Consider the following 13,750-nt stretch of genomic DNA (forward strand, 5'->3'; position numbering starts at 1 on the left):
GCACGGTGTACGCCGTCCGATGTGGGAGCAACTGTCTTGCTCAATTTCTAAAAGCTGGCGCCTTACCTGTGGGAGCGGCCTTGTGTCGCGATGGGCCGCACCGCGGCCCCAATCCTGTGCACACAATTCCATCAAGCACCAACCTGGATCCAACCAACGCCCCAACACCTCGCACAGCCCCTCTAAACCGTACCTTTTGCCACTAGGCACACCCCTTGCAACGCCCTCCCCGCTTGCCCAACACCATAAAAAACTCAGCGGAGAGAGCACATGAAGCGTCGCAGTCTGATCAAGGCCCTTACCCTCAGCGCATCGATTGCGGCGATGGGCCTGAGCTGGAGTATCCAGGCCGCCGAGACCATCAAGGTCGGTATCCTGCATTCGCTTTCCGGGACCATGGCCATTTCCGAGACATCGCTCAAGGACATGGCGCTGATGACCATCGAGCAGATCAACGCCAAGGGTGGTGTGAACGGCAAGATGCTGGAACCGGTGGTGGTCGACCCGGCGTCCAACTGGCCGTTGTTCGCTGAAAAGAGCCGCCAACTGCTGACCCAGGACAAAGTGGCCGTGGTGTTCGGCTGCTGGACCTCCGTGTCGCGCAAGTCCGTTCTACCGGTGTTCGAAGAACTCAACGGCCTGCTGTTCTACCCGGTGCAGTATGAGGGCGAAGAGATGTCGCCGAACGTGTTCTACACGGGCGCCGCCCCGAACCAGCAGGCCATCCCGGCCGTGGAATACCTGATGAGCGAGGACGGCGGCAGCGCCAAGCGCTTCTTCCTGTTGGGCACCGATTACGTCTACCCGCGCACCACCAACAAGATCCTGCGCGCATTCCTGCACAGCAAAGGCGTGGCCGACAAGGACATCGAAGAGGTGTACACGCCCTTTGGCCACGCTGATTACCAGACCATTGTCGCCAGCATCAAAAAGTTCTCCGCCGGCGGCAAGACCGCTGTCATATCCACAGTCAACGGTGACTCCAACGTGCCGTTCTACAAGGAACTGGCCAACCAGGGCCTGAAGGCCACCGACGTGCCGGTGGTGGCCTTCTCGGTGGGCGAGGAGGAACTGCGCGGCATCGATACCAAACCGCTGGTGGGCCACCTGGCGGCATGGAACTACTTCGAATCGGTGGATAACCCGGTCAACCAGAAATTCGTCGCCGACTGGAAGGCCTACGCCAAGGCCAAGGGCCTGCCGGGTGCCGACAAGGCCGTGACCAACGACCCCATGGAAGCCACCTACGTGGGCATCCACATGTGGGCCCAGGCTGTCGAGAAAGCCAAGTCCACTGACGTTGACAAGGTCCGCGAAGCACTGGCCGGGCAGAGCTTCGAGGCGCCGTCGGGCTTCACCCTGACCATGGACAAGACCAACCACCACCTGCACAAGCCGGTGATGATCGGCGAGATTCAGGATGACGGCCAGTTCAGCGTGGTGTGGGAAACCGAGCAGCCGCTAAGGGCGCAGCCTTGGAGCCCGTTCATTCCAGGCAATGACAAGCGGCCAGATTACGCCGTGAAAGGTAACTGAGTGCATGGGGCTGCTTTGCAGCCCATTCGCGGGTGAACCCGCTCCTACAAGGACCGCGCAGGTTTCAAACCTTGCACCGTCCCTGTGTAGGCGCGGGTTCACCCGCGAAGAATCCAACACCGATTTCCAGGATTGCCCGCATGCTCAGACTCCTGCTCACACTTCTCCTGCTAATGCCCTTGGCAACCCACGCCAGCGAGGGCGAATTCTTTCTCACCGCCAAGCCCGCCGAGCAAGGCCGCCTGCTCGAAGGTTGGGCAGCACAACCCGATGCTGCGCGCCTGCCGCTGCTGGAAAACCTGCGCCAAGGCCGCATCGCTGCCGACGACACCCGCAAGGTGCGCCTGAACAACCGCCTGCGCGGCCTGATCGACAACGCCCTGGCCAGCCATCAGTTGCTCAGCGACAGCAGCGACACCCGCCTGGCCGCGGCCCAGCAATTACAGAAAAGCGCACAGCCCGCGCAAATGGCCTTCCTCGACCGGCGCTTCGCCGCCGAGCCGGACGCCGCTGTACAGGCCGCCCTCGGCCTGGCCCTGGCCAACCTGCAACTGGGCGCCAGCGAGCCCGCAGTGCGCCTGGCCGCCGTGCGCCTGCTGGGTGAAACCGGCGACCCGCTGGCCCGCACGCGCCTCGAAGCCCTGCTGCAGCCCGATGCGGAACGCGACCCGGGCGTGCGCACAGCCGCCGAAACGAGCCTGGCCCAGGTCAAGCGCAAACTGCTGGTAGGCGAACTGCTCGGCCAGGCCTTCAGCGGCCTGTCGCTGGGTTCGGTCCTGCTGCTGGCAGCGCTGGGCCTTGCGATCACCTTCGGCCTGCTTGGGGTGATCAACATGGCCCATGGCGAGATGTTGATGCTCGGCGCCTACAGCACCTACATGGTCCAGGTACTGCTGCAGCGCTTCGCCCCAGGCGCCATCGAGTTCTACCCGCTGATTGCCCTGCCGGTGGCGTTCGCCGTCAGTGCCGGTGTAGGCATGGCGCTGGAGCGCACGGTGATCCGCCACCTGTACGGCCGGCCACTGGAAACCCTGCTGGCCACCTGGGGCATCAGCCTGATCCTGATCCAGGCCATCCGCCTGCTGTTCGGCGCGCAGAACGTCGAGGTGAGCAACCCAGCCTGGCTGTCTGGCGGCATCCAGCTGCTGCCCAACCTGGTGCTGCCATACAACCGCCTGGTCATCATCGGCTTCGCCCTGGCCGTGGTGCTGCTCACCTGGCTGCTGCTCAACCGTACCCGGTTGGGCCTGAACGTGCGCGCAGTCACCCAGAACCGCAACATGGCCGCCTGCTGCGGCGTGTCCACCGGGCGCGTCGACATGCTCGCCTTTGGCCTCGGCTCGGGCATCGCAGGGCTCGGTGGCGTGGCCTTGAGCCAGGTGGGCAATGTCGGCCCGGACCTGGGCCAAAGCTACATCATCGATTCATTCCTGGTGGTGGTGCTCGGCGGCGTCGGGCAACTGGCCGGTAGCCTCTGGGCCGCGTTCGGCCTGGGCATCGCCAACAAGCTGCTGGAGCCGCAGATCGGTGCCGTACTCGGCAAGATCCTCATCCTTGCGTTGATCATTCTGTTCATCCAGAAACGCCCGCAAGGCCTGTTCGCCCTCAAGGGACGGGTAATCGACTGATGAACCAGCCACTGCTTGTCACTGCTACGCAAAAGGCCGGCCCACGCCTGACCCTTACCCTCGGTGCCGTCGTCGTCCTGCTGCTGGTGGCTTTGCCACTGTGCTCACTGCTGCCGGCAGACCATACCCTGCACGTGTCGGCCTACACCCTGACCCTGGTCGGCAAGATTCTTTGTTACGCCATCGTCGCCTTGGCCCTGGACCTGGTCTGGGGCTATGCCGGGCTGCTGTCACTGGGCCATGGCCTGTTCTTCGCCCTGGGCGGCTATGCCATGGGCATGTACCTGATGCGGCAGGCCGCCGGCGACGGCCTGCCCGGGTTCATGACCTTCCTGTCGTGGACCGAGCTGCCCTGGTACTGGGCCGGTACCCAGCATTTCGCCTGGGCCCTGTGCCTGGTGGTGCTGGCGCCCGGGCTGCTGGCGCTGGTGTTCGGCTGGTTCGCTTTCCGCTCGCGGATCAAAGGCGTGTACTTCTCGATCATGACCCAGGCCCTGACCTTTGCCGGCATGCTGCTGTTCTTCCGCAACGAAACCGGCTTCGGCGGCAACAACGGCTTCACCAGCTTCCGCACCATCCTCGGCTTCGACATTGCAGCCCAGGGCACCCGCGCGGTGTTGTTCCTGCTGACCGTGGCCCTGCTGCTGGCCAGCCTGTACCTGTGCTGGCGCCTGACCCGCAGCAAGTTCGGCCGCCTGCTCACCGCCGTGCGTGACGCTGAAAACCGCATGATGTTCTGCGGCTACGACCCGCGCGGCTTCAAGCTGCTGGTGTGGGTACTGAGCGCCGTGCTGTGCGGCCTGGCCGGTGCGCTGTACGTGCCGCAGGTGGGCATCATCAACCCCAGCGAGATGTCGCCGACCAACTCGATCGAAGCCGCCGTCTGGGTAGCCTTGGGCGGGCGCGGCACGCTGATCGGCCCGCTGCTCGGTGCCGGCCTGGTCAACGGCATGAAAAGCTGGTTCACCGTGGCCTTCCCCGAGTTCTGGTTGTTCTTCCTCGGCGCGTTGTTCATCCTCGTTACCCTGTACCTGCCCAAGGGCGTGGTCGGCCTGTTGAAGAAAAGGAGCCAGCCATGAGAGGCGTGCCCCCAGTCCACCCGGAGTTCATGCTGGAACCGGTATTCGACAACCTCGGCGCCGGGCGCGATGCCATCGGCCTGGGCCACAGCCGCAAGGCCGGCCTGGATACCCGCCACGGTACGGTGCTGAGCCTGGAAGACATCAGCGTCAGCTTCGATGGTTTCAAGGCGCTCAACGCGCTGAACCTGTACATCGGGGTGGGCGAGCTGCGCTGCATCATCGGCCCCAACGGTGCCGGCAAGACCACGATGATGGACGTAATCACCGGCAAGACCCGCCCCGACAGCGGCACGGCTTACTTCGGCGATACCCTCGACCTGACCCGCATGAGCGAATACCAGATCGCCCAGGCCGGCATTGGCCGCAAGTTCCAGAAGCCCACAGTGTTCGAAGCGCTGACCGTGTTCGAGAACCTGGAACTGGCGCTGAAGACCGACAAGTCGGTGTGGGCCAGCCTGGCCGCGCGCCTGAGCGGTGACCAGCGCCAGCGTATCGAGGACGTGCTGACCACCTTGCGCCTGCTGCCGCTGGCCCAGCGCCAGGCCGGCTTGCTGTCGCATGGGCAGAAGCAGTTTCTGGAGATCGGCATGCTGCTGGTGCAGGAGCCGCAACTGCTGCTGCTCGATGAACCGGTGGCCGGCATGACCGATGCCGAGACCGAATTTACCGCCGAGCTGTTCAAGGGCCTGGCTGGCAAGCATTCGCTGATGGTCGTGGAACATGACATGGGCTTCGTCGGCAGCATTGCCGACCATGTGACCGTGCTGCACCAGGGGAGCGTGCTGGCGGAAGGCTCGCTGGAGCAGGTGCAGGCAGATGAGCGGGTGGTCGAGGTGTATCTGGGCCGGTGACCGGATTTGAAATTTTTGGCGCCTGTGCCGGCCTCTTCGCGGGTAAACCCGCTCCTACAGGGGGCGTAATGCCATGGGGCGGTTCCCGTCGTAGGAGCGGGCTTGCCCGCGAAAAGGCCGGCTTAGGCACAGCATCCCTTTCAGGAACTCTCACATGCTCAAGATCGACACCCTGCACCAGTACTACGGCGGCAGCCACATCCTGCGCGGCCTGTCCTTCGAAGCCAAGGTCGGCGAAGTGACCTGCCTGCTGGGCCGCAACGGCGTGGGCAAGACCACCTTGCTGCGCTGCCTGATGGGCCTGGTGCCCGCCCGCGACGGCAGCATCGAATGGGAAGGCAAGCCGATCACCGCGTTCAAACCACAGCAACGGGTGCAGGCCGGCATCGCCTACGTGCCCCAGGGCCGCGAAATCTTCCCGCGCCTGACCGTCGAGGAAAACCTGCTGATGGGCCTGTCGCGCTTCCCCGCCCGCGAAGCCCGCGAGGTACCAGCCTTCATCTACGAGCTGTTCCCTGTGCTGGAGCAGATGAAACAACGCCGCGGTGGCGACCTGTCTGGCGGCCAGCAGCAACAGCTGGCCATCGGCCGCGCCCTGGCCAGCCGCCCGCGCCTGCTGATTCTCGACGAGCCGACCGAAGGCATCCAGCCGTCGGTGATCAAGGAGATCGGCGCGGTCATCCGCCGCTTGGCCGAGCGTGGCGACATGGCAATTTTGCTGGTGGAGCAGTTCTACGACTTTGCCGAAGCGCTGGCTGACCAGTACCTGGTCATGGCCCGCGGCGAAATCATCCAGCGCGGCCGCGGCGAAAACATGCAAGCCGAAGGTGTACGCGGGCTGGTAACCATTTAATCTGCGAGCAACGACCTTGCGAGACGCTGTCATGAGCTACGAAATCCGCGATGCCCGGCCCACCGATGTGCCGGGCATACTGGACATCTACAACGACGCGGTGCTCAACACCACGGCGATCTGGAACGAAACCCCGGTGGACCTCGGCAACCGCCAGGCCTGGTTTGAAGCGCGGGCGCAGCAGGGCTACCCGATTTTGGTAGCTACAGATGAGACGGGCGTGCTGGGGTATGCCTCGTTTGGCGACTGGCGGCCGTTCGAGGGCTTTCGCCTGACTGTGGAGCACTCGGTGTATGTCCGTGGCGACCAACGGGGCAAGGGATTGGGGCCGGTGTTGATGGCCGCGCTGATCGAGCGGGCGAAGGGGTGCGGCAAGCATGTGATGGTGGCGGCCATCGAGAGTGGCAATGCGGCGTCGGTTCGCCTGCATGAGCGGCTGGGCTTCGTGGTGACCGGCCAGATGCCGCAGGTGGGGGTAAAGTTTGGCCGCTGGCTTGATCTGACCTTCATGCAACTGGTGCTGAACCCGGGCGCCGAACCGACCTGAAATACGGTCCATTGTGGGAGCGGCCTTGGGTCGCGATGGGCTGCAAAGCAGCCCTGGCAATGTTGCGGTGAAGCACAGATCTGGGGCTGCTGCACAGCCCATCGCGACACAAGGCCGCTCCCACAGGGAAGGCGCCAGCTTTTAGAAATTGAGCAAGACAGTTGCTCCCACAGATACCTGAGCTGCGCCCCAGATGTTGGACATCTGTCCATCATCTGGGGTTTTTATGAGCAAGTACTCAACACAATTCAAGCAGTCAGCCATCCAGGCTTTCCTCAAGCGTGGCCGAGGCTTTCGCCACATCGCGGCGCTGTTTCAAATCGATCCGACTTTGCTGCGCCGTTGGGTCATGTCCTATCAGTTACATGGTGAGGCCAGCTTCGAGAAGCCTGGCGGTCATTACAGCAGTGAGTTCAAGCTTTCTGTGCTCTACCGTATGTGGCGCGAGAAGCTGTCGCTCCGGGCCACCGCAGCGTTGTTCAACCTGGGTAACTCATCTCAGGTGCGGCGCTGGGAGGAACAGTATTACAGTGGCGGCTTCCAGGCCCTGTCCTCAAGCAAAAAGATATTGGTCACCCCTATGCCTAAAGCCCCGCGCAAGCCCGAAGAGACCGCTCCCAAACCTATCGAGGAGCTTACCCATGCGGAGCTGCTCAAGAGACTTCGCCAGCTTGAAGCGGAGAACGCCTACCTAAAAAAGCTCGAGGAGCTCGACGAGGAGAAGGCGAGGCTGAAGAAAGCCAGGAAAAAACCCGGCTAGTAAGGGCTTTGCGCGAACACTACCCGTTTGCCGATCTGCTCAAGGCTGCCGGCCTGCCACGCAGTACTTACTATTACCAGCTAGGGCTGCTTGAGGCCGGGGATAAGTGTGCCTCTCTCAAAATCTCGATCCAGGAGATCTGCGACCGACATCGCGGTCGTTATGGTTATCGGCGGGTTACCTCTGCGCTGCGCAGTTCTGGGCAGTTGGTTAACAGTAAAAAGGTGCGCCGGCTGATGGCTGCTCTAGACCTCAAGTGCACGGTCCGCCCGAAGAAGTACAAGGCGTATCGGGGCCTGATGGGAGAAGCCGCGCCTAACATTCTCAAGCGTAATTTCCAGGCTGATCAGCCTAACCAGAAGTGGGTTACCGATGTCACTGAGTTCAAAGTGGCGGGTGAAAAGCTGTACCTCTCGCCTGTAATGGATCTGTACAACGGCGAAATCGTGACGTATCGCACCGACACCAGACCGCGCTTCACCTTGGTCGGCGAAATGCTGGAGCGCGCGATTCAACTGCTTCCGGCGGGCAACAAACCACTGCTGCACTCGGACCAAGGATGGCACTACCGATACCCTGATTACTGTGCACGTGTGAAGGAAGCAGGGCTTGAGCAAAGCATGTCACGCAAAGGTAACTGCCTGGACAACGCCGCGATGGAGAGTTTTTTCGGCACGCTGAAGTCGGAATACTTCTACCGTGAGCGCTTCAAAAGCGTCGCAGAGCTACAGGCGGGACTGGATGAGTACATCCACTACTACAACCATGACCGCATTAAAATGAAACTCAACGGCCTGAGTCCTGTGGCTTACAGAACTCAAGCTGAGGTAGCCTAGCACCGACCGTCCAACATCTGGGGCGCAGCTCAACCGGCAAGGCCTGATCGTCAAACAGCCAGTCCTCCGGCGTTCGCCCGGAAGGTTGAACCCGGGCGCCGAACCGACCTGAAATGCGGTCCATTGCGGGGGCGGCCTTGGGTCGCGAACGGGCTGCAAAGCAGCCCTGGCAATGTTGCGGTGGAGCAAAGATCTGGGGCTGCTGCACAGCCCATCGCGACACAAGGCCCCCACAGATGCCGGCAAGGGAACCTACATCTGAATAAACCGGCCCAGCCGCTGCTTCAGCATGTTGTTCTCACTGCGCAACTGCTGCACCTCCTGCAGTAGCTCCAGCGCCAGCGCCACCCCTTCCCACTCCAGTTCCAGCTCCTGGTGCAGCTTCACCGCTCGTTTGGTCACCAGCGGCGCCTGATCGTCAAACAGCCAGTCCTCCGGCGTTCGCCCGGAAGGTTCGACAATGCCATGTTCGACGATTTCGATCACGCATTCAGCCGTGACATCGGCTTCCTGACACAGGGTACGCATGTCCAGTTGAACGATCAGGGTGCTGCTCATGATCACTTACTCCATTGTGTCCTCGGGTTGAACGCAGCTTTCTCGGAAAGCTTGGTCCAGAGTTCGCGGGCAGATTCGTCCGACGCAGGCGGCATCACCACCTTGAGCTGCGCATAAAGGTTGCCGCGCTCTCCCTGCTTGTTGACCAGGCCCTTGCCCGGTACACGCAGGCGCTGGCCGCTCTGGCTGTCAGGACGGATGGTCAGGTTGATCTTGCCATCCAGGGTCGGAACCGCCACCTTGGCGCCCAGGGCCGCCTCCCACGGTGCCAACGGCACAGTGATGATCAGGTCATGACCTTCGACATCGAACAGCGGGTGCGGTGCCATGCGGATGGTCAGGAACAGGTCACCGTTGGCCCCGCCACCGCTGCCCGGCGCACCCTGGCCCTTGAGGCGGATGCGCTCGCCGTCGGTCACCCCAGCCGGAATCCTCACGTTCAAGGTCTTGGTGGTGAAGCCGGTGCGCTGGCCCATGGCATTGGTTTGCGGCACCTGGAAGCTGATCTGCTTGGACTCCTTGCTCAGGGTCTCTTCAAGGAATACTGCCAGTTCAAGCTCCACGTCCTGCCCCCGCCTGCCGGCACTGCGTTGCTGCTGCCGGGCGCCACCGAAGGGGTTGCCACCCGCACTGCGCCCACCGAAGATCGAGCTGAAGAAGTCGGAGAAGTCGCCGCCTTCGAAGCCGCCGCCGCCACCGCGGCTTTCCCAACCCGGTGGTGCCTGGAACGGCCGGCCATGCTGGCCGCCGTACTTGCGGATTTCGTCGAACTCGGCACGTTTCTGCGCGTCGCCCAGCACCTCATAGGCCTCGTTGGCCTCCTTGAATTTCTCCTCGGCGTCGCGCTCCTTACTGACATCGGGGTGATACTTGCGCGCCAGTTTGCGGTACGCGGCCTTGATCGCCTTTTCGTCCGCAGTGGGCTCTACGCCGAGTATCTTGTAATAGTCTTTGAAGTCCATTTGTGGATCACCAATGTGAATGTGCGTGTTGCAACTGAAGATAGGGGTCAAGCATAGCCTTTCAAGACCGACTTGGGTTTGCCTCAAGGCAGACGACTGGTCTTGATTCTGTAGCCAACTGGCATACACTGCGCGGCCGTTTTGCCTCCGGAAGCCCATTTCCCATGTCTGACGTATCCCCGGCCCGCGCCCTGGGCATCGACTTTGGCACCTCCAACTCCACGGTCGGTTGGCACCGGCCTGGCGTCGAGTCGCTGATTGCCCTGGAAGACGGCAAGATCACCTTGCCCTCGGTGGTGTTCTTCAATATCGAAGAGCGGCGCCCGGTGTATGGCCGCCTGGCGCTGCACGAGTACCTGGAAGGCTACGAAGGCCGCCTGATGCGCTCGCTGAAAAGCCTGCTGGGCTCGAAGCTGATCAAGCACGACACCAGCGTGCTGGGCAGCGCCCTGCCGTTCAAGGACCTGCTGGGCATGTTCATCGGCGAGCTCAAGAAGCGCGCTGAAGCGGCCGCTGGCCGTGAATTCGACCAGGTGGTGCTGGGCCGCCCGGTGTTCTTCGTCGACGAAGACCCGGCTGCCGACCAGGAGGCCGAGGACACCTTGGCCGAAGTGGCGCGCAAAATCGGCTTCAAGGACGTGTCGTTCCAGTACGAACCGATTGCCGCAGCCTTCGACTATGAGTCGAGCATCAGCCGCGAAGAGCTGGTGCTGATCGTCGACATCGGCGGTGGTACCTCGGACTTCACCCTGATCCGCCTGTCGCCCGAGCGCCATCGGGTCGCCGAGCGCCAAAGCGACATCCTCGCCACGGGCGGTGTGCACATTGGCGGTACCGACTTCGACAAGCAACTGAGCCTTCAGGGCGTGATGCCGTTGTTTGGCTACGGCAGCCGCATGAAGAGCGGTGCGCTGATGCCGACCAGCTACCACCTCAACCTGGCCACCTGGCACACCATCAACGCCTTGTATTCGCAGAAATCACAGTTGGCGCTGGGTAGCATGCGCTATGACATCGAGGACAGCTTCGGCATCGATCGCCTGTTCAAACTGATCGAGCAGCGCGCTGGGCACTGGCTGGCGATGGAAGTAGAAGCCAGCAAGATCGAGCTGACCGAGCATGACAGCCGCCACATCGACCTGCGGCGCGTCGAGCCCGAGCTGACTGCGGAACTGACCCGCGCGCTGTTCGAAGAGGCGATCGAAGGCCTGCTGGAGCGCGTGCGCGGTAGCGTGACCGAGCTGCTGGCCAAGGCTGGGGTAAGCGAAGACCAGGTCGATACGGTGTTCTTCACCGGTGGCTCCAGCGGCATTCCGGCGCTGCGCAACAGTGTTTCGGCGATGCTGCCGAATGCGCGGCATGTGGAAGGCAACATCTTTGGCAGCATTGGTAGCGGGCTGGCCATCGAGGCGCGCAAGCGTTACGGCGCGGCCTGATTTGTCGTTTAGCTTGTAGCCGCGAACGGGCCGGGCCTGCTGGCCAATCTCCACCAGTCGTTCACCGTTGCTGCCGCTACCGTATTCGCGGGTAAACCCGCTCCTACACACCGATCGGGGGTGGACACACATCGGTGATTGGCCACAGGCCCCTGTGTAGGAGCGGGTTTACCCGCGAAGAGGCCGGGCCTGCTGGCCAATTACCACCCGCCGTTCACCGTTGCCGCCGCTACTGCATTCGCGGGTAAACCCGCTACTACGCACCGATCGGGGGTGGACACACATCTGTGATTGGCCGCAGGCCGCTGTAGGAGCGGGTTTACCCGCGAAAGGGCCAGTACAGGCCACTACATGATCAGACCAGCTCCGCCCGCTTCAGCTCACTCTTCAGATAGGCATAGTAGATGGGCCCCGCCACGACACCGGGCAGCCCGAACGCCGCCTCGAATACCAGCATCGCCAGCAGCAATTCCCACGCCTTGGCACTGATCTGCCCACCCACGATCCGCGCGTTGAGGAAGTACTCGACCTTGTGGATGACGATCAGGTAACCCAGCGCCGCCGCCGCCACCCAGATCGACAGCGACAGACCGACGATGGTGATCAAGGTGTTGGACATCAAGTTGCCGATCACCGGCAGCAAGCCCAGCAGGAAGGTCAGCACGATCAGCGTCTTGGTCAGCGGCAGGTGCACGTCGAACAGCGGCATCACCACGGCCAGGAAAATGCCGGTGAAGATCGTGTTGAGCAGCGAGATCTTGATTTGCGCGAACACGATGTTGCGAAACGCTTTCACCAGCAGGCTAAGACGTTCGAACAGCGCCGCCGCCAGGGGCTTGCGCCGTGAAATATCGGGAATGCGCTGCAAAGCGATGATGGCGCCGAGGATCATGCCGATGAGCATCGTCACGAACATGTGGGCCATACCCTTGCCCACCAGCTGCAAATCGCTCAGGTGGCTCTTGATCCAGTCGCCGATGGCCACCTTGAACTCTGCGGCACTGGCAGGCAGGTAGCCCTCGATGAAAGGGGGCAACTGGCTGCGGGCTCGCTCGACCAAGGCCATGAACTTGTCCAACGAGGCGCCGGGGTTTTCCGCCTCGTGCAGCAGGAAGCTGAAGGCACCGGCAATCAGCAGTGTCAGGGTGCTGACCACCAGCGTGCCGAGCAGCGCCACGGCCAGCCAGCGCGCGCGTTGGCCAGCAAGCAGCGGTTGCAGGCGCGGGGTCAGCATGTTGACCAGTTCGAACACCAGCAGACCGGCCAGCAGGCTGGGCAGCAACTTCAGGGGCAAAGCCAGCAGCAGCCCAGCCATGACGATGATCAGGCTGGCCAGGGTGATCTGACGGGGGGTAAAGGTCATACAGCCTCGACGGCAGACAGCGGGAATGCCGCAGTCTGCCAGCCTTGGCGGCGCAGGCATAGGCGCAGGTCATTTCTTCTTCAGGCAATCGCTCATGAAGGCCTTGCGCTCGTCCCCCTTCAGGGCTTTGGTGGTGGCGTCAGCATTGCAGGTCTTCATTTTCTCTTGCTGGGTTTGGGGCACATCCTTTTTCAGGCAGGTGCTCATGAACGCTTTGCGTTCATCGCCCTTGAGGGCCTTGGCAGTGGCGTCGGCGTTGCAGGTTTTCATCTTTTCCTGCTGCGCGGTATTGGCAGCGAAACCTTGGGCACTGAACAACACCGCCAGCGCCAGTAACGGGATTTGCAGCACTTTCATGGAGTGGTCTCCTTGGCTCCGCGCCCGATGCACGGGGATCGAGCTGAGTGTAGCCAAGAATGTTCAGCGCCCCGCCCGCGCCTGCCGGCGGTACTGCTCGGGCGTACACCGGGCCTGGCGCTGGAACATGGCGATGAACGCCGAGGCGCTGCTGTAGCCAAGGTCGAAGGCAATGGCCTGAATCGGCAGGCCGGCTTCCAGCGCTTCGATGGCACGCAGAAAACGCAGGCGCAGGCGCCATTCGCCAAAGCTGATGCCCAGCTCGCGCAGAAACTGGCGGGCCAGGGTGCGTTCGCTGACGTGTACGCGTGCGGCCCAGTCGGCCAGCGGGCGGTTGTCCCCCGGCTCGGCGCTGAGCGCGTCGAGCACCTGGCGCAAGCCATCGCTGTGGGCAAACGGCAGGTAGCAGGCCAAGGTGGGGGCCAGCAGCAACTGGTCAAGCAGTACCTGTACCAGGCGCTGGTCACGCTCGTCCTCGGCCACCTTGAGATTGCGCCGGGCGAAGTCACCGAGGATGGCCTTGAGGATGTCACTGATCATCAGGCTGCACGGGTGCGATGGCAGCGCTGCGCACAGGCTGCGGTCGAGGTAGATGGAACGGTAGACGATGGCCTGGGGGTTATAGCAGCCATGCTCGGTGTCGGGCGGCACCCAAACGGCGTAGTGCGGCGGCGACAGGAAGCGCTGGCCGGCCACATCCAGATGCATTACGCCGTGGGCAGTGTAGTTCAGTTGGCCCCAGGCGTGTTGGTGCACGGCGCTGTGGGTGTCGGCAACGAACTCGTCGTGGCGGAAGTACACCGGGGCCGGCAGTTGGGTGAATTGGGGGATATCGAGGTATTTGCGCGGCATGCTGTCTGCTTTGCAGGGTCGGTTGTCTGGATAGAAGTATAGGCTTGTAGACAGACATTCGATAATACAGGCCTATCGAGGGCCTGCCTTGCAGGCCTTCGCGGGCTCCCCGCTCCCACAGGATCTGCG

General features: G+C 62.5%; 13 protein-coding genes. 8 read left to right on the forward strand and 5 right to left on the reverse strand.

Going from position 1 to position 13,750, the window contains the following annotated elements; genetic code table 11:
• Window positions 1-270: 270 nt before the first annotated feature.
• The 7 genes from urtA (at window position 271) to REH59_RS25860 (ending at window position 8,093) form a co-directional block, all read left to right on the forward strand.
• Entirely contained in the window at window positions 271-1,536 is a 1,266-nt protein-coding gene (gene urtA, locus REH59_RS25830; RefSeq protein WP_003249642.1) for an urea ABC transporter substrate-binding protein, read from the forward strand.
• Window positions 1,537-1,676: 140 nt separating this feature from the next.
• A complete protein-coding gene (urtB, locus tag REH59_RS25835; protein WP_265536557.1) occupies window positions 1,677-3,164 on the forward strand; it encodes an urea ABC transporter permease subunit UrtB in 1,488 nt (495 codons plus the stop codon).
• A complete protein-coding gene (gene urtC / locus REH59_RS25840; RefSeq protein WP_004576470.1) occupies window positions 3,164-4,243 on the forward strand; it encodes an urea ABC transporter permease subunit UrtC in 1,080 nt (359 codons plus the stop codon). Before urtB ends, urtC begins: the two co-directional genes overlap by 1 nt.
• Entirely contained in the window at window positions 4,240-5,097 is an 858-nt protein-coding gene (gene urtD / locus REH59_RS25845) for an urea ABC transporter ATP-binding protein UrtD (protein WP_003249637.1), read from the forward strand. Before urtC ends, urtD begins: the two co-directional genes overlap by 4 nt.
• Before the next feature lie 154 nt (window positions 5,098-5,251).
• Entirely contained in the window at window positions 5,252-5,950 is a 699-nt protein-coding gene (urtE, locus tag REH59_RS25850) for an urea ABC transporter ATP-binding subunit UrtE (RefSeq protein WP_003249634.1), read from the forward strand.
• Between the two features lie 31 nt (window positions 5,951-5,981).
• Window positions 5,982-6,497 (forward strand): GNAT family N-acetyltransferase, encoded by a 516-nt coding sequence (locus tag REH59_RS25855; protein ID WP_003249631.1) that lies wholly within the window; start codon window positions 5,982-5,984, stop codon window positions 6,495-6,497.
• 226 nt (window positions 6,498-6,723) lie between these two features.
• Window positions 6,724-8,093, forward strand: a protein-coding gene (locus tag REH59_RS25860; protein ID WP_128573916.1) for an IS3 family transposase whose coding sequence is annotated in 2 segments (ribosomal slippage) — window positions 6,724-7,203 and window positions 7,206-8,093 — 1,368 coding nt in all. Because the reading frame shifts where the segments join, the coding sequence is not laid out codon by codon here.
• Window positions 8,094-8,345: 252 nt separating this feature from the next.
• Here REH59_RS25860 and REH59_RS25865 read toward each other — a convergent pair.
• Together REH59_RS25865 and cbpA are read right to left on the reverse strand one after the other, a co-directional pair.
• Window positions 8,346-8,651: a chaperone modulator CbpM gene (locus tag REH59_RS25865; RefSeq protein WP_003249630.1), complete on the reverse strand. Its 306-nt coding sequence runs from the start codon at window positions 8,649-8,651 to the stop codon at window positions 8,346-8,348.
• A gap of 2 nt (window positions 8,652-8,653) precedes the next feature.
• A complete protein-coding gene (gene cbpA / locus REH59_RS25870) occupies window positions 8,654-9,613 on the reverse strand; it encodes a curved DNA-binding protein (protein WP_047604671.1) in 960 nt (319 codons plus the stop codon).
• A gap of 164 nt (window positions 9,614-9,777) precedes the next feature.
• Between cbpA and REH59_RS25875 the strand changes: the two genes are divergently transcribed.
• Entirely contained in the window at window positions 9,778-11,049 is a 1,272-nt protein-coding gene (locus tag REH59_RS25875) for an Hsp70 family protein (RefSeq protein WP_003249625.1), read from the forward strand.
• A gap of 355 nt (window positions 11,050-11,404) precedes the next feature.
• On the opposite strand, the gene REH59_RS25880 is transcribed toward REH59_RS25875, so the two are convergent.
• The 3 genes from REH59_RS25880 to REH59_RS25890 form a co-directional block, all read right to left on the reverse strand.
• Complete coding sequence (locus REH59_RS25880; protein WP_014861698.1) at window positions 11,405-12,412, reverse strand: AI-2E family transporter; 1,008 nt, start codon at window positions 12,410-12,412, stop codon at window positions 11,405-11,407.
• A 69-nt stretch (window positions 12,413-12,481) separates the two neighbouring features.
• Window positions 12,482-12,769: a PsiF family protein gene (locus tag REH59_RS25885; RefSeq protein ID WP_014592571.1), complete on the reverse strand. Its 288-nt coding sequence runs from the start codon at window positions 12,767-12,769 to the stop codon at window positions 12,482-12,484.
• 63 nt (window positions 12,770-12,832) lie between these two features.
• On the reverse strand, window positions 12,833-13,621 hold the full coding sequence (locus tag REH59_RS25890; RefSeq protein ID WP_014861699.1) for an AraC family transcriptional regulator: 789 nt from the start codon (window positions 13,619-13,621) through the stop codon (window positions 12,833-12,835).
• Between the last annotated feature and the right edge of the window lie 129 nt (window positions 13,622-13,750).

The sequence above is a fragment of the Pseudomonas sp. BO3-4 genome (genome assembly GCF_034044115.1).
Taxonomy (GTDB): Bacteria; Pseudomonadota; Gammaproteobacteria; order Pseudomonadales; family Pseudomonadaceae; genus Aquipseudomonas; species Aquipseudomonas alloputida.